The sequence below is a fragment of the Nocardioides baekrokdamisoli genome, assembly GCF_003945325.1.
GTDB classification, from domain to species: Bacteria; Actinomycetota; Actinomycetes; order Propionibacteriales; family Nocardioidaceae; genus Nocardioides; species Nocardioides baekrokdamisoli.
Genome location: NZ_AP019307.1, coordinates 2,144,521 through 2,162,211, shown reverse-complemented (window position 1 = coordinate 2,162,211; position 17,691 = coordinate 2,144,521). Strand labels below are relative to the sequence as shown.

Sequence of the window (17,691 nt, the reverse complement as noted above, 5' to 3'; positions counted from 1 at the left end):
GCTCTCATCGGAACGACCTCCGCTCGTCCGGCGGTGCGATGGTCGCGCCGTGGTACTCCACCGGCACTCCGCCGAGCGGGTAGTCCTTGCGCTGCGGGTGGCCCTGCCAGTCGTCGGGCATGAGGATCCTGGTGAGCGCCGGGTGTCCGTCGAAGATCAGGCCGAACATGTCGTACGCCTCGCGCTCGTGCCAGTCGAGGGTGGGGTAGAGCGCAACCCCACTGGGGAGGTGCGGATCGCTGTCCGGTGCGGCTGCCTCGATCCGGATGCGACGGTTCCAGGTCATCGAGAGGAGGTGATAGACGGCGTGCAGTTCGACACCGTGGTCCTGCGGATAGTGGACCGCGCTGACACCCGTGCACAGTTCGAACCGCAGGTCGTCGCGACAGATCTTGAGCACCGCCAGCAGCTGCTCGCGGCGTACGCGCACGGTGATCTCGCCGCGGAACTCACTGATCTCACCCAGAGGCTGCAACTGCTCCACCTCGCCGGTCGAGTAGCCGCTCAGCGGCGTCTCGAGGCCGGTCATCGCAGCAACCCGGTGTCATCGATGAGTGGCAACTGACGCAGCGCCCTGGTCTCGTGCTCGGCGATCTGCTCGCGGCGGTTGACGCCGAGCTTGCCGTGCTGGATGTCGTCGTGGAGCTTGAGGATCGCGTCGATCAGCATCTCGGGGCGCGGCGGACATCCGGGCAAGTACATGTCGACGGGGACGATGTGATCGACGCCCTGGACGATCGCATAGTTGTTGAACATGCCGCCGCTGCTGGCGCAGACGCCCATCGCCAGGACCCACTTCGGGTTGGCCATCTGGTCGTAGATCTGGCGCAGGACCGGCGCCATCTTCTGGCTCACGCGCCCGGCGACGATCATCAGGTCGGCCTGGCGCGGGGAGGCACGGAACACCTCCATGCCATAGCGGGCGAGGTCGTACTTGGGGCCGCCGCTCGTCATCATCTCGATCGCGCAGCAGGCCAGACCGAACGTCGCGGGCCACAGCGAGGCCTTGCGCATGTAGCCGGCGACACCCTCGACGGTGGTGAGGAGTACGCCTGCCGGAAGCTGCTCTTCGAGTCCCATCAGTCCCACTCCAATCCGCCGCGACGCCAGACATACGCGTACGCGACAAAGACGGTCAGCATGAAGACCGTCATCTCTCCGAGACCGAACCAGCCGAGGGCGTCGAAGCGGACCGCCCACGGGTAGAGGAAGACGGTCTCGATGTCGAAGACGATGAAGAGCATCGCGATCAGGTAGTACTTCACCGGGAAGCGACCGGCGAGCGCCTCAGGCGTCGGATCAATGCCGCACTCGTACGAATCGAGCTTCGCCCGGTTGCGGCGTTTCGGCCCGGTGAGCTGACTCATCGCGACCGAGCCGACCGCGAATGCGAGCGCGAGCGCAGCCAGAGCAATCACTGGTGCGTACATCCGCGTCGCCTCCTCTCGCTCATCGTCCGACTTTGTGAAACAGATCACAATGTGGCTCAGGTCACATCCTGCCACCGGGCCGAATGGAGTCAAGCAAGGGCGGGGGTCGGGAGGTCACGGGCCGATTGCCCCGGCATCACACCTCGCTCACCAACGCACTCGTGAATGCGATCACAAGCCACGTACCGTGGTGACGTGAAGGTGATCGCGATCCACACCGCGCCAGGCGTGCGGCTGCCGATGGTCGCGAGGTCGTCAGTGCTCGCCGAGGCCGGGGTCGGGTTGGTCGGCGACAGATATCACGGGACAAAGCATCGCCACGTGACGATCCAGGCTCAGGATGCGCTGGACGAGGGCGCGGTCGAGCTGGGGCGGACGTTCGCACCTGAACTCACCCGCCGCAACATCACCGTCGACGTCGGCCCGATCCCCCGGGTCCCCGGCGATCGGCTGCGGATCGGCGACGTCGAGTTGGAGGTCGTACGCATCGCGGCGCCGTGCCGTCTGCTCGACGACACGATCGGGCCTGGAGCCGCGCGGGCGCTGAGCAGGCGGGCCGGGACGATCTTCCGGATCCTCAGCTCAGGCGAGATCAGAGTCGGTGACGAAGTTCGGGTCTCGACCCTGACGGATGTCGGGTCTCGGACTGACAGATGCCGGGTTTCGGCCGGGGTCAGGCGGTCGCGTGGTGCAGGGCGACGATGCCGCCACTCAGGTTGACGAAGCGCGGGTGCTTCCACCCAGCCTCGGCCAGCATCCGCGCGAGACCGTGCTGGTCGGGCCACGCCCGGATCGACTCGGCGAGATAGACGTACGCGTCCGGCGCGGACGAGACCGCGTTGGCGACCGACGGCAGCGCCTTCATCAGGTATTCGAGGTAGACCTTGCGGAACGCACCGTTGGTCGGGTGGCTGAACTCGCACACCACGATCCGGCCCCCGGGACGGGTCACCCGCAGCATCTCGCGGAGCCCGGCGACCGGGTCGACGATGTTGCGCAGCCCGAACGAGATCGTGACAGCATCGAAGGTGTCGTCGGCGTACGGGAGCTTGGTCCCGTCACCGGCCGTGAACGGCAGTTCGGGTCGGGCCGCCTTGCCGACCGAGAGCATCCCGAGCGAGAAGTCGGTCGGGACGACGTACGCACCGGCCTCGCGGAACGGCACCGACGAGGTGCCGGTGCCGGCGGCGAGGTCGAGGATCCGCTCACCCAGCAGAGGCTGGACTACCCGGAGCACCTGTCGGCGCCAGCGGCGGTCCTGGCCGAAGGAGAGGACGTCGTTGGTGAGGTCGTAGCGACGCGCGACGGCGTCGAACATCCGACGTACGTCGCTCGGCTGCTTGTCGAGCTGGGCGCGCGCCATACGTCAGCTGGTCTTCTTCCAGATCTCGTCGAGGTGCTTGGCCAGATCGGCCGGCGCAGCGCTCGAGGTGACCTCGACGGTGAGTTCGGCCGAGGACCGGAAGCAGGCCGTGTACGGGCTGGACTGACTGGACGCCTGGAAGCAGGTGTCGTCGCCGACCTTGCTGTAGGTGCCGATGGCGCTCAGCGGAACCATCATCGGCGCAGTCGAGGAGCCCTTGCGTACGGCGGTCACCGCGAAGGTGTCCGCGGCCGACTTGTAGAGCGCGGACGTCGCACCGACGCCCTCGGCCTTCGAGGCGGAGTCGGACAGTTGCGACAGCACCTGCTTCAGCTGCGGGGACACCGAGGCGTCCACCAGCGTGTAGCCGCCATCGATCGTCGCGGGCAGCTTGATCGCCTTGAAGTCCTGGTGATGTGTCCAGCGCGGCAGGGCGACCGCGAAGATCACCAGCACCGCGAGCCCGATCAAACCAAGCGTGAGGCCGTTCTCGGCTACGTACGACTTCTTCGTCACGGTCGCTGACGCTACCCGATGGTGCAGCCGTTAGGCTCCCAAGGGTGAGCTTGATCGTGCGTACGACGCGCCTTTCCGCGTCCGACGACCTGCTCGACCATCTGCCGGAGGACTACCCGCTGGCATGGGTACGCCGCGGTGAGGGCCTGGTCGCCTTCGGCCGGGCCGCCGAGATCCGGACCGCTGGTCCTACCCGTTTCTCCGACGCGGGCAAGTGGTTCGCCGAACTGGCCGCTCGCTCGGAGGTCACCGACGAGGTCGACGAGCCGGGCACCGGATTGGTCGCCTTCGGTGCCTTCGCGTTCGCCGACGAGCCGGGACACTCGACGTTGATCGTCCCCGAGATGGTGATCGGCCGGCGCGGGGCGACCACGTGGATCACCACCGTCAACGACGCACTCCAGCCGATGCCCGAACCGGTGGCACCCACGCCGGACCTGGCCTGGTCCGACGGTGCGCTCGATCGCGAGACGTGGCTCGAGACGGTCCGCAACGCGGTGTCGCGGATCCAACACGGCGACCTCGACAAGGTCGTCCTCGCGCGCGACCTCATCGTCACCACCGCGGAACCGATCGACGTACGCGGGCCGCTGCGGCGGCTTGCGGCGGAATACCCGAACACCTGGACCTTCCACGTCGACGGCCTGTTCGGCGCCACCCCCGAACTTCTCGTACGCCGCGAACGTGGCCTGGTCACCTCCCGCGTACTCGCTGGCACGATCCGGCGCACCGGCGACGACGGTCAGGACCTGGCGTTGGCGGCTGCCCTGGCGCGATCCAGCAAGGACCTCGAGGAGCATGAGTACGCCGTGGAGTCGGTGGCCTCGGCGCTGGAGGCGCACTGCTCCTCGATGAACGTCCCCGAGGCGCCGTACGTGCTGCACCTCCCGAACGTGATGCACCTGGCCACGGACGTCACCGGTGTCGCGCACGACTCCTCGACCGCGTTGGAACTGGCTGCCTCACTGCACCCCAGCGCCGCGGTCGGCGGCACTCCCACGGAAGCCGCGCTGGCGCTGATCACCGAACTGGAAGGCATGGACCGGGACCGGTACGCCGGCCCCGTCGGCTGGATCGACGCCAGCGGCGACGGAGAGTGGGGCATCGCGTTGCGATCGGCCCAGATCACCGGCAATCAGATTCGGCTCTTCGCGGGCTGCGGCATCGTCGGCTCCTCCGACGCCGACGCCGAGTGGATCGAGTCTGAGGCCAAGTTCGTCCCGGTACGCGACGCCCTCGGCGGGTGACGTGCGCGGCACCAAGGCCGCACAAGCGAAGCGGGCCTGAGGGCCCGCGAGCGCGGAGAACGCCGGCGACGGGCCGTCAGAGGCCGAGCGGGGCCTTCCAGGTGCCGAGCGGCATCGCCCATCCGGAGATCTTCGTGGACCCGATGACGTCGACGGCGAGGAACGGGTCGTCCTTCAGCAGCACCGCCAGCGACTCAGCATCCGCGTCCTCGAAGATGAGGACCCCGCCGTTGTCGTCGGTCTTGCCAGCCGCGCGCAGGCCCGGCTGGGCCGCCAACCAATCGCGGTGAGCAGCCCGGTGGACGTCCTGCGTCGCCTCGGAACCGTCGCGGTAGTCGTACCGCACCACGAACAGACCCATCAGAAGTCCTCTCCATCACCGAGTCGCGTGTACGCCAGCCCTTCCTTGGGCAGGAATGCGTTCACGTGGCCATCAAAGATCATGGCGCCGAGGTCACTGTAGATCCGATCGTGGATCGCGAGGTTCTGCGGGGCCTTCACCGCGCGCATGAAGTCGATGAGTTCAGACGATCGAGCCCAGGGCGCTGACACCGGCGCGAACAGCACGTCGACGGGACCGTCCGGGGCGGTCAGCGCGTCGCCGGGGTGGAAGTACGTCTTCGTCGCCTCGATCAGGAAGCCAGAGTTGTTGAACCGCGGCATCTCCGGGTGGATCACCGCATGCAATTCACCGACGGCCGTCACCGGGACGCCAAGATCGACAGTCTCCCCCGGCGCGATCACGCGTACGCGCTCGTACGCCTCGGGTGCCTCCGCACGGATCTTGTCGGCCACCGCCTGAATGGTGACGACGGGCGCATCGCACGCCAGCAGATGGGCCGGCAAGTAGTGATCGGGATGTTCGTGGGTGATCAGGATCGCGGTCGCTCCGTCGACGGCACCCGCATCCGTGAACATGCCGGGATCGATCACGATCCGCGCCGCGCCCGACTCGATGCGTACGCAGGAATGGCCGAACTTCGTCACGCGTTCTGCACTCATGGGCGCCAGTAAATCAGTCGCGCTTTGAACGCCGTATCAGGAGAATCGACGCATGGGTTTCGCAACGTACGCTGACGTGCTGCGCATCCCCATCGTTCGTCGGATCCTGATCCTGGGGCTGGTGGTCCGTGTCCCGCTCTGGGCCAGCGAAATGGCGATCACGCTGCACGTGGTGACGCATCTGCACGGCAGCTACGCCGATGCGGGTCTGGTCGCCGCAGTGGGCGGACTCGCCCTCGGCATCAGTGGGCCCTGGCGCGGCCGACGACTGGACCAACTCGGTGTACGGCGCGCGATCGCGCCCTCCATCATCGTCCTCGCGGCGACCTGGTCGATCGCGCCGTGGGTCGGGTACTGGCCCCTGTTGGTGCTCAACGGTCTGGCCGGGCTGTTCACGGTGCCGGCGTTCTCGATCATCCGTACGGTCCTGATCAGCGCGGTCCGCGAGGACCAGCGGGCGACGACGCTCTCGATCGACTCGATCGCCACCGAGATCACGTTCATGGTCGGCCCGGTCCTCGGCGTACTCGCCGCCACCACACTGCCGACGCCACTGGCGCTGTTCATCTGCGCGATGACACAACTGACCGGCTCGATGCTGATCTGGTGGGTCAACCCGCCGCTGCGTTCGGAAGGATCCGCGCCAGCCGAGCGCACGAATCGACTGCGACTGACCTGGCCGATCCTGGCGGTGTTCGCGATGTCGATCGCGGCGATCATCATCCTGACCGGCGAGGACATGTCCGTCGTGGCAGCCATGCGCGGCTGGGGTCGGCCGGAGGCCATCGGCTGGGTGCTCGGGTTGTGGGGAGCCGGGTCCGCGGTCGGAGGTCTCGTGTACGGAGGCCTGCGGCGCCGCCCGTCGGCGGCGACGCTGCTGTTGCTCCTGGGCCTGTCGACGGCACTCATCGCGGTCGCGGACCAGCAGTGGAGCTACATCGTGCTGCTGACCGTGAGCGGTGCGTTCTGCGCGCCGGCCATGACCGCAATGACCCATGCCCTGTCGCAACTGGTGCCCTCGGCCAATCGAGGCGAGGCGATGGGGTGGCACGGCTCGGCGATGATGCTCGGCAGTGCCGTCGGCTCACCGCTGATCGGGGTGGCACTCGACCGCGGCGGCTGGACGGCAGGAGTCCTGCTGGCCGGCGGCGTCGGCACAGTGATCGCCGTCGTCGGTGTCATCGCCACCGCCCGCGCCGCAGTCCCCGAGGACGCCGAGCCGGAGCTCGTCTCAGCCTGAGACGAGGCCCCGCAACGTCGCCTCGAGAGCACGCCGGTCCCGCCGGCCGACCCGGGCCTCGATGACCTCGATGCCGCCGTTGGGGTGGGCCAGTGCCTGCTCGAGCTCGAGGCGCGAGGTGACCTTGAGGTGGGGCGTACGCGTGGCCGCGCAGAGCGCTTCGATGTTGACGCCATGGGGCGTCGCGAAGAGTCGCTCGAAGCGGTCCGCGTACGCCTCGGCGCCCTGCTCGAGCGTCGCGAAGATCGAACCACCGTCGTCGTTGACGACCACGATCGCCAGATCGGGCCGAGGCTCGTCGGGGCCGAGGATGAGGCCGTTCGAGTCGTGCAGGAAGGTGACGTCGCCCATCAGTGCGTACGCCTGCGTGTCGCGGGTCAGGGCCACACCGATCGCGGTCGAGACGACCCCGTCGATGCCGGCAAGACCACGGTTGGCGAGGACCTTGCGGCGTTCGCCGACGGTGTACGGCCGCATCATCAGGTCGAGGTCACGGATCGGGTTCGACGCACCGACGATCAGCTGCTCGCCGGGTTTGAGGGCGTTGCCGACGGCCGCTGCGACATCGTGCGGAGTGAAGCCCTCCTCGACCAGGTGCGCATCGACCCGACGGCCGAGGTCGCGGTCCGCCGCCTGCCAGGCCTCGAGCCACGCCGCGTCGCCGGCCTCCTCGACCAGGACGTCTTCGGAGATCACGCCGGAGACCTCGAACGGGCGCGTCGGCCAGATGCCCCGGGCAGGCAGCTCGTACACCTCAGCGCGCGCGAGCAACTGTGCGACAGGCCGCGACAGCGTCGGATGGCCGGCGACGATCACCCGCTCGATCTGGCTCCCGAGTTCGCCGTCGAGGAGGAGTCGGTAGGTACGGATCGCGTTGTCACCGCACCTTGCCCCCGAAGACGGCTCGGCCAACAACGGCCAGCCGCCGGCCCGGGCGATCTGGCGGGCACGGGGCCCGGCGTCATCGCCGGCGACCACGACGGTGCGTGGGCCCTGAGCGAGGCGGGTCCCAGGTCGATCTTCCGAACGTTCGGAAGACGCCGCCATCGCCTTCCGAACGTTCGGAAGATCGGACGACAGGGGGGTCTCGGCGGACGACACGGGCGCCGGAGTCCAACGATCCCCCGGCGTGAGCGGCTCGGTGAACTGGACGTTCCAGTGGGTGACCCACGAGCCGAGCAGCGGGACGTCATCGGTCGACAGGTCAACCGTCGACACCGCCGAGCCGAAGATGCCCACCTGATCGGTGGTCTGGTTCGCACCCGTCCCGCGCAGGGCGGCCGGTCGGTCGGCTGTCACCACCACGAGGCCAACACCGGCGTGCGCAGCTTCCAGGACGGCGGGATGGAGGTTCGCCACCGCAGTCCCCGAGGTGCACATCACGGCTGCGAGCGACCCGGCCTTCGTGAGACCCAGAGCCAGGAAGCCGGCTGATCGCTCGTCGATCCTGGTGTGCAGGCGGAGCAACCCGGCCTGTGCCGCGTCGTACACCGCGAACGACAGCGGAGCGTTGCGGGATCCCGGGGCGATCACGACCTCGCGTACGCCGCAGGCGATGAGTTCGGAGACGACCGCGCGGGCTATCACGGTCGCGTCGGACGAGACTGCGTCACCTGAGCGTGCCTCAGACATGCGCGTACACCCTCCTCAACCGGTCCTCCCACCACTGCGTACGCACCGCCGACGCCGCGGGGTGCGACTCGGCCGTCGGCGCGAACAGTGCGTCGGAGGCGAGACCGCAGGCGTACGGGAGCTCGGGCAATGCTCGCGCAAGTGCGAACCCGGCCGCCAACCCGACACTCGACTCGAGCGCCGATGACACCACCACCGGCAGGCCGATGTCCTCAGCGATCCGCAGGCAGGCGCGTACGCCGCCGAGAGGCTGCACCTTGAGGATGGCGATGTCTGCGGCTTCGAGTTCACGGACGAGGTACGGGTCCTCGGCGCGGCGGATCGACTCGTCCGCTGCGATCGGCACGTCCACGCGGCGACGGACGGCTGCCAGGTCCTGCACGGTCGCGCACGGCTGTTCGACGTACTCCAGGCCGCCGGCGGCGGCGTCCAATAGGCGGATGGCAGCCGGGGCCTCATCAACCGTCCACAGCCCGTTGACGTCGACCCGGATCCGTCCGGCAGGACCGAGCGCATCCCGGACGGCGGCGACCCGTTCGACGTCCTCGGCCAGCACCTCGCCGACCTTCACCTTGGCCGTGGTCAGGCCCGAGGTGCGTACGATCTCGGCGGCCCGCTCCGGACTGGCGGCAGGCACCGTGACGTTGACCGGAACCTCGGTCCGGACCGGCGGAGCCCAGTCCCCGGCCGCGGCCTCGAGCGCACAACGGAGCCAGTTCGCCACCTCGGCGTCGTCGTACTCGACGAAGGGTGACCACTCGGCCCAGCCAGCCGTTCCTTCGATGAGCATCCCTTCGCGGACGGTGATCCCGCGGAAGCGGTCGCGCAGCGGAATGGCCCAGACCTGGGTCCTGAACGGGAGATCGGTCACGCGAGCTCCAACAGTGCCTGGCGATCGACCTTGCCGTTGTCCAGAAGCGGCATCCGGGTCAGCGGCACGATCTGCCGCGGCGCCCAGGACCGCGGCAGGGTCTCCCCAACCCAGTCACGCGCGTCATCGAGGTCGACCTCGCCGACGACGAAGGCGACCACACGTTGGCCCCATTCGGGATCGGGTACGCCCAGCACCTCGGCAGTGCGGACCCACTGGTGCTGCCTCAACCGGGCGGCGACTGCCGGGGTGGCCACCTTCACTCCGCCGGTGATCACCATGTCGTCGACCCGGCCGAAGACCGCGAGCACACCGTCGGTGAACGAACCGGCATCGGCGGTGGTGAACCAGCCCTCGTCGGGGCCTGATCCGGGGATTCCCGCGTACCCGTCGAACAACGTCGGCCCCGAGATCCGGATCCGGGCGTCGTCACCGATCCCGATCCTCACCCCCTCGAGCGGGCGACCGTCGTACACGACTCCCCCACACGTCTCCGCCATGCCATAGGTCGCCACCACGTTGAGGCCGGCTTCCTTCGCACGAGTACGCACCGCCGCGTCCGAGGGTCCGCCTCCGACCAGGATCGTGTGGAACCGGCGCAGGTCGTCCGGAGCGTCCAGCACTCGATGAAGCTGAGTCGGGACCAGCGAGAGGAAGTCCGCATCGACCCGGGAGAAGTCGAGGTCCTCGACGACGACGGGCACATGCCCGGCCGCGAGCGAACGCACGATGACGTTGAATCCCCCGACGAACTCCGGCGGCACCGCGAGCGCCCAGCGACCGGTCGCCCCGATCCGCTGCGCCGACGCGGCGACCGCTGCGCGCACCGCGTCCCGGGAGAGCTGCACCTGCTTGGGTCGACCGGTGGAGCCCGAGGTCTCCGCGATCCACGGCGCGGGGTCGTCCGACTCCCACCAGGCGCGTACGGCTTGGATGCGCTCCACCACGCCGTCCCGCTCAGACGCATTAACCATGTGACGAAACATATCCGTGAGTGGTCAGACGGGTGCCATGCCGTGTGACCGGCTGAGGCTGCGGCGCCCGACAACGGCGTTGAGTCTCGTGACCCGGATCCTGGGTGAGGACTCACCGAGCCGGCGCCGATCACTGCTTGAATAGGGGCGCTATGGCATCAGCGTCCCAGTGGCTCCAGGCAGCCCGTCCCCGTACCCTCCCAGCAGCTGTCGCTCCCGTCCTCGTCGGCACCGGCGCGGCCGCGTACGCCGATGGTGCCGTGTGGTGGAAGGCAGCGCTCGCGCTACTGGTCGCGCTCGCGCTCCAGGTCGGCGTGAACTATGCGAACGACTACTCCGACGGCGTACGCGGTACGGACGCCGACCGCGTCGGCCCGCTCCGTCTGACCGGAGCCGGCCTCGCCACACCGCAGGCCGTCAAGGCCGCGGCGTTCGCCGCCTTCGGAGTGGGTGCCGCCGCAGGCCTGGCGCTCGCGGCCACGTCGGCCTGGTGGCTGCTCGCGATCGGCGCCGTCTGCATCGTCGCCGCCTGGTACTACACGGGTGGTTCGAAGCCGTACGGGTACGCCGGCCTCGGCGAGGTCGCGGTGTTCGTGTTCTTCGGCCTGGTTGCCGTCAACGGCACCGAATTCGTGCAGACCGGGCACTTCTCCTGGACCGGGCTCATCGGATCTCTGGCGATCGGATCGCTCGCCTGCTCACTGCTCGTGGTCAACAACCTGCGCGACATCCCCGGCGACACCGTCGCCGGCAAGGTCACGCTGGCCGTCCGACTCGGAGAAGCCGGCACCCGCCGCTTCTATGCGTTGCTGGTCACGCTGCCGATCGCGGGTTCGATCGCCATCGCGGTGATCACCAAGAACTGGTGGACGCTGGCGTCGTTGGCCTACGCCGCCCCGGCGGCGCAGGGTGCCCGCACGGTCAGCGGCGAGGCTCGTGGGCCCGCTCTCATCCCTGCGTTGGGTCAGACCTCGATGGCCGAACTCGTCTGGGCAGCCGGAGTCGGCCTGCCCCTGCTGCTGCGCTGAGCGCAGTCAGTCGTCCTCGCCCGAGCGCATGTTCTCGACCATCCGGTCGCCCCGGACCTGCAGTCGAGCCGCGAACTCCTCGCGCTGACGCATCAGCAACGGGTAGGCCATCAGGAAGCTGGCGAGGAATGAGACGATCAGGGCCCAGAACCAGTTCACGTCACCGTGGTTGACACCGGCCCAGACTCCCGCGACGACGGCGAACGTCGCGACGAAGAGCAGGATCCGGAGACCGGTGTAGGTCCAGAACGATTTCATGGTGTGCGAGCCTCCAGAGCTGCCGGCTTGTAGTACGAGTGCTGCGAGTCGCCGCCGAAGAAGTAGTTGATGCCGATGAAGTTGAACCACAGGGTGGCCAGGCCGACGATCGCGAGGATCGCCGCGTTGCGACCGCGCCAGCCAGCCGTCGCGCGCGCATGCAGGTAACCGGCGTAGACCACCCAGGTGATGAACGCCCAGACTTCCTTCGGGTCCCAGTTCCAGTAGGAACCCCACGCCTCGTGGGCCCAGATCGGCCCCGCGATCAGTGCACCGAAGGTCCAGAGCACGAACCCGAAGGCCTGGATCCGGTACGCAGTGCGGTCGAGCGTCGGCAGGGTCGGGACACGGCTGAGCCAGCCGGTTGACTCCGGCTGGCGGACCTTCAGGAGGTACATCACCGAGGCGATGCCACCGAGCGTGAACGCTCCTGTTGCCAGTGCGAGCGCGACCACGTGGACGACCAGCCAGTACGAATGCAACGAGTCGCTCACGGTCAGCACCGGTGTGTAGAGCACGGTCTTGTCGACGACCAACGCAGCCAGGACGAAGAGCGCCACGAACGGCCCCATCCAGGCGAGCTTCAGCCGCGGGCGCAAGATCACGTACGTCGCCGCGACGATCAGCGAGCCGGTCATCGTGAACTCGTACATGTTGCCCCACGGCACCCGGTGGGCGGCGAAACCGCGGGACAGGTCGGCTCCGAAGTGGGCAACGACCGCCAGGATGGTGACGCGGTAGCCCACGGTGCCGATGACGGTCCGCCGCTCCTCGTCGTCGATACGCAGGAAGGACGCCGCCGCCGTGAGCAGAAGCGCGTTCGCGTACACGACGAGCGCGACGATCAGCAGCTCGTTGCTGAGTTGGGCCCAACTGTGATCAGACACGTGTGAGTTCCTTCGTCGTCAGCTTGTCCTTCAGCGCATTCACGTACGCGGCGATGTCGCCACCGCCGGTGCGATCGAGCGCTGCGATCTCCACGAGTGTGCCGCCTGCGGTCGTCGTCGCACGAACCCACACCCGTCGCGGACGGATGAAGAGCGACCCCATCAGGCCGAACAACGCCAGGATCACGCCTCCGAGAGCGACGAGTCGACCCGGCTGCTGGCTGATCTGGAGGCGGTTCCATTCGGCGATGCCGTCGAAGCTCAGGGAGCCGAGGCCGCCCGGCAGGGTGACCGTGTTGGTGAGCACCGTGCCGTTCGCGAGCTTCACCGACGAGCGGCCCGGGAGTTTGAGCATCATGTTGAACGCGCGGCCGCCGGGTCCGGTCACCTTGGTCGCGCCGGAGGAGTCGATGGTGAAGGCGGTGGACTCCCCGAGGTTGCCCTTGTAGGCAAAGCACGAGAGCAACGCCCCCGCTCCGCGCGGGTAGTGTCCACCGGCTGTGAGATCACCCGAAATGCTGCTGATCTCATCAGCCGAGGCGAACGGGAGGAACGTGCATTCCAGCCCGATCGGATTCGGCTTGGCGAAGCGCGCCAGGATCGCGCCGACCGACTGGAAGTTCGCAGCATCGACCGGCAGGAAGATCGTCGGACCCGACGCCACGACCTGGCCCTTGGTGTCGCGCAGGGTGATGATCGGCGCGTACCCGTGCCCGATGAGGAAGACGTTGGTCGATCCGATCGAGAGCGGATGGTTGACCTTGAGGTCGAAGGGCTGGGAGGTCTGGCCCGGGATGTCGTAGGTGCCGGTCGAATCGAAGTCGCCACCCAGCGCCCCGCGTGACCAGTCCATCGTGAAGTTGTTGATGTGCAGTGTGAACGGGTCCAACATCGACGCCTTCCACAGCGAGCCGCGGCTGAAGTCGTCGTACTGGGTGAGTTCGTTGGAGAAGCCGTAGTTCGCCTGTGCCTGCGCCGGGGTCGATGGGCTCGACGTTGCCGGAGACGGCTTGGACACCGGGGTCGCCGTGCCCGGCAATCGCAGACGCCAGCCCGTCTGAATCAGGTTCGCATCGCTGAGGCGCCCGCCACCCGGCTGTGCCAGCCCGCGAGAGAGCGCAAAGATCTTCGGCCACCCGCGGGCATCGCCGAGCTCGCGCTGGGCGATGACGGAGAGCGAGTCCCCACGGCGCACCACGTACGTCCGGTCATGGACGATCCGCTTCGCCGGAGCAACGACTGGTGCGATGGGCGTTGCCGCGGCGGGGACGGTCGATCCGACGACGACCTGAACCGCACCTTTGTAGCCGAACAACTGACCCGTCGCGAAGCCGACCAGCACGATGATGATCGACAGGTGGAAGATCAGGTTCCCGGCCTCGCGCAGATAGCCGCGCTCCGCGCTGATGCTCGTCGCGTCGTCGCGACGGAGGCGGTAACCGCGCAGGTGGGCAACCGTTTCGTCGAGGACCACCGCAGGTGCGTCATCGGTGACGTACGCGATCGAGTCCGCGAACCGGCCTAGATGCTTCGGCGTGCGCGGCGGCTGCGCGCGCATCGCTCGGGCGTACACGAAGAGGCGCGGGATGATGCAGCCGACCAGACTGACCATCAACAGCACGTAGATCGCCGCGAACCATGGCGCCGAGTAGACGTTGAACAGGTCCAGGCGGCGATAGATCGGCGTCAGGTGCGGGTGAGACGACCGCCACAGTGCGCTCTTGTTCGGGTCCAGGCCGTCCTGCGGGATCAGGGAGCCGGGGATGGACGCGATCGCGAGCAGGAGCAGCAGGATCAAGGCTGTCCGCATGGAGGTCAGCTGCCGCCAGATCCAGCGCGCGAAAGCGACGGGGCCGAGCGCGGCCGGGGCGAGGTCCTCGGTCACACCGCGACCCCCTGCCACTTGTCGACGAGGTGGATCTGCAGCCACTGGACCGCGGTGTCCCAGGCGCCGGTGAGCAAGGCGACACCGACCGCCATCATCATCAGCCCACCGATCGCGGAGACCCATCGCTGATGCCGCTTGATCCAGGCGAGGCCGACGACGGCGCGGCGCCACAGCACGGCGGAGAGGATGAACGGGATCCCGATGCCGAGCGAGTACAGCAGGACCAGGATCGTGCCCTTGGTCTGGCTGCCCTGGAGCGAGGCCACGGTCTGGATCGCACCCAACGTCGGGCCGATGCAGGGCGACCAGCCGAGCCCGAACAGGAAGCCGATCACCGGTGCCGCGGCCAGGCCGACCGACGGGATCTTGTGCACCCGCCAGTCACGCTGCAGCACCGGCAGGAGGCCCATGAAACTCAGGCCCAGGATGAAGACGATGCCACCCAGGACACGGCTCATGATCTCGCGGCGGTGGCCGTCGAGCAGCCAGAGCCCCAGTCCGCTGAACGCCGTCCACATGAGCACGAACACGGCGGTGAACCCGATCACGAACAGCACCGAGCCGACGAGCATCCGGCTCCGGCGGACCGACCCGGTGGCGATCTCTTGACCCGAGAGTCCGGTGACGTAGGACAGGTAGCCGGGGAGCATCGGGATGATGCACGGGGACAGGAACGACACCAGGCCCGCAAACAGCGCGATCGGCATCGCCAGCAGCATCGACCCGTTGCTCACGGTCGAGGTGAACCAGGCGCTCACGTGGCGGCCTTCGACGCGTCCTGGATCAGGTCCTTCAAGGTGTCGTTGCCCGTGATCAGGCCGCGTACGACAGCAGCCACACGGCCCTGCGGGTCGAGCACGATCGTGGCGGGGATGACCTGCGGCGAGACGGACCCGTTGAAGGCGAGCACGGCCTGGCCGTCAGGTGCGTAGATCGACGGGTACGGGATGCCGAGACTGCGCTCGAACGCGAGTCCCTGGGCAGCGGAATTGTCAAGGATGTTGATCCCGATGAATGCCGCCTTCCCGGAGGCGTACGCCGCCTTGAGCTTGGGAGCCTCGGCGATGCATGGCCAACAGCCAGACCACCAGAAGTTGATGACGAGGACCTTGCCTCGGTAGTTGGCGACCGAGATCGGCTTGCCGTCCAGGGAGGTGCCGGACAGGTTGATCGGTGTGCCCCGTTGGGCTGCGGTGGTGAACTCGACGATCTGGCCGCCGCCACTTACGACGCCGTTGCTGGAGGACCCGCATCCGGTCATGGTGACCAGCAGCAGGCTGAGCAGGACCAGGAGCCCCGAAAGCGGACGCAGTTTCACCGGGCGCGGTTCTCCTCGGAGGCGCCACCGGTCGAGAAGGCGGCCTTCTTGTCCTTCGCGGGGATCATCTCGCCGACGGGCTCGGCGTACGAGATCTGGACCAGCCGGTCACCGGCGAAGTGCAACGTGGTGAGCGAGCAGAGCGTGCACTGGCGGCTGCGCGGGTCGTGCAAGTAACTGCGACCCTCCGCCTTGAGCCGCGCCACCCACACCGGGAGCTGGTGGCTGACGATCAGGGCCTCGTGGCCGCGGGCGGCGTCACGGGCGTCGTGGATCGCGGCGAACATCCGGTCACCGATGACCTTGTACGGCTCGCCCCAACTCGGCTTGAAGGGGTTGTAGAGCTTGGCCCAGCTCGACGGGTGCTTGAGCGCGTTGTCACCGACACCGAAGCGCTTGCCCTCGAACCAGTTCTCCGACTCGATGACCCGGTCGTCGATCGTCGGGGTCAGGCCCTTGAGGCGCGCCAACGGAGCCGCGGTCTCCTGCGCACGCTCCAGAGGGCTGGACACGAGATGGGTGATGTCGCGGTCCTGCAACCACTCGCCGACCTGCTCGGCCATCGCGAGGCCGAGTTCGGAGAGGTGGAAGCCCGGGCGTCGGCCGTACAGGATGCCCTCGGGGTTGTGCACCTCTCCGTGGCGGAGCAGGTGGACGACAGTGTCCGGCGTCAGGTCTGCACGTTCGGTCATGCGATCACTCTCCCAGCCGCCTCGGCAGCACTCGGCAGCGCCTCCAGAACCTGTGCGACGGCTGTCTCGTCGTGGGCCGAGGACAGGAACCAGGCCTCGTACGCGCTCGGCGGCAGGTAGACACCCTGGCTCATCATCGAGTGGAAGAAGGCGGCGTACGCCTGGTCGTTGGTGCGCTTGGCCTCGTCGAAGTTGGTGACCGGGCCGTCGCAGAAGAAGACCGAGAACATCGTCCCCGTGCGCTGGATGGCGTGCGCGACGCCGACCTTGCCGAGCGCGTCACCGATGCCATTGGTGATCAGGTCGGCGGCCCTGTTGATGCGCGCGTAGACCTCGTCGGTCGCCAGACGCAGCGTGGTGAGGCCGGCGGTGGTGGCGATCGGGTTCCCACTGAGAGTGCCGGCCTGATAGACCGGGCCGGCCGGTGACAGCATCGCCATCACGTCGGCGCGACCACCGAAGGCCGCGGCCGGCAGGCCGCCACCCATCACCTTGCCGAAGGTGACCAGGTCGGGCTTCCAACCCTCGACTTTGCCGTCCAACTCCCACTGACCCTCACGGGCGGCGCGGAATCCGGTCATCACCTCATCGCTGATGAACAGCGCGCCGTGCCGGGTGCAGGTCTCGGCGAGGAAGGCGTTGAAGCCAGGCGCCGGCGGGACCACGCCCATGTTGCCGGGCGAGGCTTCGGTGATCAGGGCCGCGATCTGGTCGCCGTGGGCCGCGAATGCCGCCGTCACCGCGGCTCGGTCGTTGTACGGCAGCACGATCGTCTGGCCGGCGCTGCTCGCCGGGACACCCGGCGTACTGCTGACGCCGAGCGTCGCGAGGCCGGATCCGGCCGCAGCGAGGAGTGAGTCGACATGGCCGTGGTAGTTGCCAGCGAACTTGATGATCAGGTCTCGGCCGGTGAAGCCACGGGCCAGACGGATGGCCGACATGGTGGCCTCGGTGCCGCTGGACACAAAGCGCACCTTCTCCACCGGCGTACGCCCGACGATCTCCTCGGCGAGCTCGACCTCGGGCTGCGTCGGGGCACCGTACGACGTGCCGCGTGTGATTGCGGCCGCGACGGCAGCCTGCACCTCGGGGTGGGCGTGTCCGAGCAGCATGGGGCCCCACGAGCAGATCAGGTCCACGTAACGGTTGCCGTCAGCATCGGTCAGGTAGGCACCCTGCGCCGACGCGATGAAACGCGGCGTCCCACCGACTGCCGCGAACGCGCGGACCGGTGAGTTGACGCCACCGGGAATGACCGCGTTCGCGCGGGCGAACAGCGCCTCGGAAGCCGGGACAGAGCCCGCGGGGTCGTACGTCACGTCGTGAGTCTCTCTGGTTGGTCCAA

Annotated in this window: 20 protein-coding genes and 1 pseudogene; 4 read left to right on the top strand and 17 right to left on the bottom strand. The window is 68.1% G+C overall.

Annotated elements, in window-relative coordinates:
• Nucleotides 1-4 precede the first annotated feature (4 nt).
• The 3 genes and pseudogenes from KCTC_RS10590 to KCTC_RS10580 all read right to left on the bottom strand — a co-directional run.
• Nucleotides 5-445, bottom strand: a pseudogene (locus KCTC_RS10590) (NADH-quinone oxidoreductase subunit C); the annotation flags it as partial.
• A gap of 80 nt (nucleotides 446-525) precedes the next feature.
• The gene (locus KCTC_RS10585; RefSeq protein ID WP_125569243.1) at nucleotides 526-1,080 is read right to left on the bottom strand and encodes a NuoB/complex I 20 kDa subunit family protein; all 555 of its coding nucleotides are present in this window, start codon (nucleotides 1,078-1,080) and stop codon (nucleotides 526-528) included.
• Nucleotides 1,080-1,430 carry an NADH-quinone oxidoreductase subunit A gene (locus KCTC_RS10580; RefSeq protein ID WP_125569242.1) on the bottom strand — a complete coding sequence of 117 codons (351 nt, stop codon included), beginning with the start codon at nucleotides 1,428-1,430 and terminating at the stop codon, nucleotides 1,080-1,082. Before KCTC_RS10580 ends, KCTC_RS10585 begins: the two co-directional genes overlap by 1 nt.
• A 195-nt stretch (nucleotides 1,431-1,625) precedes the next feature.
• Between KCTC_RS10580 and KCTC_RS10575 the strand changes: the two genes are divergently transcribed.
• Entirely contained in the window at nucleotides 1,626-2,150 is a 525-nt protein-coding gene (locus KCTC_RS10575; protein WP_125569241.1) for an MOSC domain-containing protein, read from the top strand.
• Here KCTC_RS10575 and KCTC_RS10570 read toward each other — a convergent pair.
• Together KCTC_RS10570 and KCTC_RS10565 are read right to left on the bottom strand one after the other, a co-directional pair.
• Nucleotides 2,104-2,793 carry a demethylmenaquinone methyltransferase gene (locus KCTC_RS10570; RefSeq protein WP_125569240.1) on the bottom strand — a complete coding sequence of 230 codons (690 nt, stop codon included), beginning with the start codon at nucleotides 2,791-2,793 and terminating at the stop codon, nucleotides 2,104-2,106. The genes KCTC_RS10575 and KCTC_RS10570 overlap by 47 nt on opposite strands.
• A 3-nt stretch (nucleotides 2,794-2,796) precedes the next feature.
• Nucleotides 2,797-3,309 (bottom strand): hypothetical protein, encoded by a 513-nt coding sequence (locus tag KCTC_RS10565; RefSeq protein ID WP_125569239.1) that lies wholly within the window; start codon nucleotides 3,307-3,309, stop codon nucleotides 2,797-2,799.
• Nucleotides 3,310-3,353: 44 nt separating this feature from the next.
• Between KCTC_RS10565 and KCTC_RS10560 the strand changes: the two genes are divergently transcribed.
• The gene (locus KCTC_RS10560; RefSeq protein WP_231998691.1) at nucleotides 3,354-4,556 is read left to right on the top strand and encodes an isochorismate synthase; all 1,203 of its coding nucleotides are present in this window, start codon (nucleotides 3,354-3,356) and stop codon (nucleotides 4,554-4,556) included.
• 76 nt (nucleotides 4,557-4,632) lie between these two features.
• On the opposite strand, the gene KCTC_RS10555 is transcribed toward KCTC_RS10560, so the two are convergent.
• Nucleotides 4,633-4,917: a YciI family protein gene (locus tag KCTC_RS10555; RefSeq protein WP_125569237.1), complete on the bottom strand. Its 285-nt coding sequence runs from the start codon at nucleotides 4,915-4,917 to the stop codon at nucleotides 4,633-4,635.
• Nucleotides 4,917-5,558, bottom strand: coding sequence for an MBL fold metallo-hydrolase (locus tag KCTC_RS10550; RefSeq protein ID WP_125569236.1), 642 nt, complete (start codon nucleotides 5,556-5,558; stop codon nucleotides 4,917-4,919). The genes KCTC_RS10555 and KCTC_RS10550 overlap by 1 nt, the downstream gene beginning before the upstream one ends.
• 52 nt (nucleotides 5,559-5,610) lie before the next feature.
• On the opposite strand from KCTC_RS10550, the gene KCTC_RS10545 reads away from it, so the two are divergent.
• Nucleotides 5,611-6,798: an MFS transporter gene (locus tag KCTC_RS10545; RefSeq protein ID WP_125569235.1), complete on the top strand. Its 1,188-nt coding sequence runs from the start codon at nucleotides 5,611-5,613 to the stop codon at nucleotides 6,796-6,798.
• Here the strand turns inward: KCTC_RS10545 and menD are convergent.
• The 3 genes from menD to KCTC_RS10530 are packed head-to-tail and all read right to left on the bottom strand — an operon-like array spanning nucleotide 6,790 to nucleotide 10,275.
• Nucleotides 6,790-8,430 (bottom strand): 2-succinyl-5-enolpyruvyl-6-hydroxy-3-cyclohexene-1-carboxylic-acid synthase, encoded by a 1,641-nt coding sequence (menD, locus tag KCTC_RS10540; RefSeq protein ID WP_125569234.1) that lies wholly within the window; start codon nucleotides 8,428-8,430, stop codon nucleotides 6,790-6,792. The genes KCTC_RS10545 and menD overlap by 9 nt on opposite strands.
• On the bottom strand, nucleotides 8,423-9,301 hold the full coding sequence (locus KCTC_RS10535; protein WP_125569233.1) for an o-succinylbenzoate synthase: 879 nt from the start codon (nucleotides 9,299-9,301) through the stop codon (nucleotides 8,423-8,425). Before KCTC_RS10535 ends, menD begins: the two co-directional genes overlap by 8 nt.
• Nucleotides 9,298-10,275 carry an AMP-binding protein gene (locus KCTC_RS10530; RefSeq protein WP_125569232.1) on the bottom strand — a complete coding sequence of 326 codons (978 nt, stop codon included), beginning with the start codon at nucleotides 10,273-10,275 and terminating at the stop codon, nucleotides 9,298-9,300. Before KCTC_RS10530 ends, KCTC_RS10535 begins: the two co-directional genes overlap by 4 nt.
• Before the next feature lie 152 nt (nucleotides 10,276-10,427).
• Between KCTC_RS10530 and KCTC_RS10525 the strand changes: the two genes are divergently transcribed.
• On the top strand, nucleotides 10,428-11,303 hold the full coding sequence (locus tag KCTC_RS10525) for a 1,4-dihydroxy-2-naphthoate polyprenyltransferase (protein WP_125569231.1): 876 nt from the start codon (nucleotides 10,428-10,430) through the stop codon (nucleotides 11,301-11,303).
• A 6-nt stretch (nucleotides 11,304-11,309) separates the two neighbouring features.
• Here KCTC_RS10525 and KCTC_RS10520 read toward each other — a convergent pair whose 3' ends face one another.
• The 7 genes from KCTC_RS10520 to hemL are packed head-to-tail and all read right to left on the bottom strand — an operon-like array spanning nucleotide 11,310 to nucleotide 17,665.
• On the bottom strand, nucleotides 11,310-11,561 hold the full coding sequence (locus tag KCTC_RS10520) for a DUF4229 domain-containing protein (RefSeq protein WP_125569230.1): 252 nt from the start codon (nucleotides 11,559-11,561) through the stop codon (nucleotides 11,310-11,312).
• On the bottom strand, nucleotides 11,558-12,448 hold the full coding sequence (gene ccsB / locus KCTC_RS10515) for a c-type cytochrome biogenesis protein CcsB (protein WP_125569229.1): 891 nt from the start codon (nucleotides 12,446-12,448) through the stop codon (nucleotides 11,558-11,560). Before ccsB ends, KCTC_RS10520 begins: the two co-directional genes overlap by 4 nt.
• Nucleotides 12,441-14,333, bottom strand: coding sequence for a cytochrome c biogenesis protein ResB (locus KCTC_RS14750; RefSeq protein WP_164512572.1), 1,893 nt, complete (start codon nucleotides 14,331-14,333; stop codon nucleotides 12,441-12,443). The genes ccsB and KCTC_RS14750 overlap by 8 nt, the downstream gene beginning before the upstream one ends.
• Nucleotides 14,330-15,094 (bottom strand): cytochrome c biogenesis CcdA family protein, encoded by a 765-nt coding sequence (locus KCTC_RS10505; RefSeq protein WP_125569228.1) that lies wholly within the window; start codon nucleotides 15,092-15,094, stop codon nucleotides 14,330-14,332. Before KCTC_RS10505 ends, KCTC_RS14750 begins: the two co-directional genes overlap by 4 nt.
• A complete protein-coding gene (locus KCTC_RS10500) occupies nucleotides 15,091-15,654 on the bottom strand; it encodes a TlpA disulfide reductase family protein (protein WP_125569227.1) in 564 nt (187 codons plus the stop codon). Before KCTC_RS10500 ends, KCTC_RS10505 begins: the two co-directional genes overlap by 4 nt.
• Nucleotides 15,651-16,346 (bottom strand): histidine phosphatase family protein, encoded by a 696-nt coding sequence (locus KCTC_RS10495; RefSeq protein ID WP_174233042.1) that lies wholly within the window; start codon nucleotides 16,344-16,346, stop codon nucleotides 15,651-15,653. Before KCTC_RS10495 ends, KCTC_RS10500 begins: the two co-directional genes overlap by 4 nt.
• Nucleotides 16,343-17,665: a glutamate-1-semialdehyde 2,1-aminomutase gene (gene hemL / locus KCTC_RS10490; RefSeq protein WP_125569226.1), complete on the bottom strand. Its 1,323-nt coding sequence runs from the start codon at nucleotides 17,663-17,665 to the stop codon at nucleotides 16,343-16,345. Before hemL ends, KCTC_RS10495 begins: the two co-directional genes overlap by 4 nt.
• Nucleotides 17,666-17,691: the final 26 nt, after the last annotated feature.

Coding starts and splice junctions, on each gene's coding strand:
- KCTC_RS10495 (WP_174233042.1), bottom strand. CDS start 16,346: ATGACCGAACGTGCAGACCTGACGCCGGACACTGTCGTCCACCTGCTC.
- menD (WP_125569234.1), bottom strand. CDS start 8,430: ATGTCTGAGGCACGCTCAGGTGACGCAGTCTCGTCCGACGCGACCGTG.
- KCTC_RS10550 (WP_125569236.1), bottom strand. CDS start 5,558: ATGAGTGCAGAACGCGTGACGAAGTTCGGCCATTCCTGCGTACGCATC.
- KCTC_RS10525 (WP_125569231.1), top strand. CDS start 10,428: ATGGCATCAGCGTCCCAGTGGCTCCAGGCAGCCCGTCCCCGTACCCTC.
- KCTC_RS10580 (WP_125569242.1), bottom strand. CDS start 1,430: ATGTACGCACCAGTGATTGCTCTGGCTGCGCTCGCGCTCGCATTCGCG.
- KCTC_RS10555 (WP_125569237.1), bottom strand. CDS start 4,917: ATGGGTCTGTTCGTGGTGCGGTACGACTACCGCGACGGTTCCGAGGCG.
- KCTC_RS10585 (WP_125569243.1), bottom strand. CDS start 1,080: ATGGGACTCGAAGAGCAGCTTCCGGCAGGCGTACTCCTCACCACCGTC.
- KCTC_RS10530 (WP_125569232.1), bottom strand. CDS start 10,275: ATGGTTAATGCGTCTGAGCGGGACGGCGTGGTGGAGCGCATCCAAGCC.
- KCTC_RS10570 (WP_125569240.1), bottom strand. CDS start 2,793: ATGGCGCGCGCCCAGCTCGACAAGCAGCCGAGCGACGTACGTCGGATG.
- KCTC_RS10520 (WP_125569230.1), bottom strand. CDS start 11,561: ATGAAATCGTTCTGGACCTACACCGGTCTCCGGATCCTGCTCTTCGTC.
- KCTC_RS10545 (WP_125569235.1), top strand. CDS start 5,611: ATGGGTTTCGCAACGTACGCTGACGTGCTGCGCATCCCCATCGTTCGT.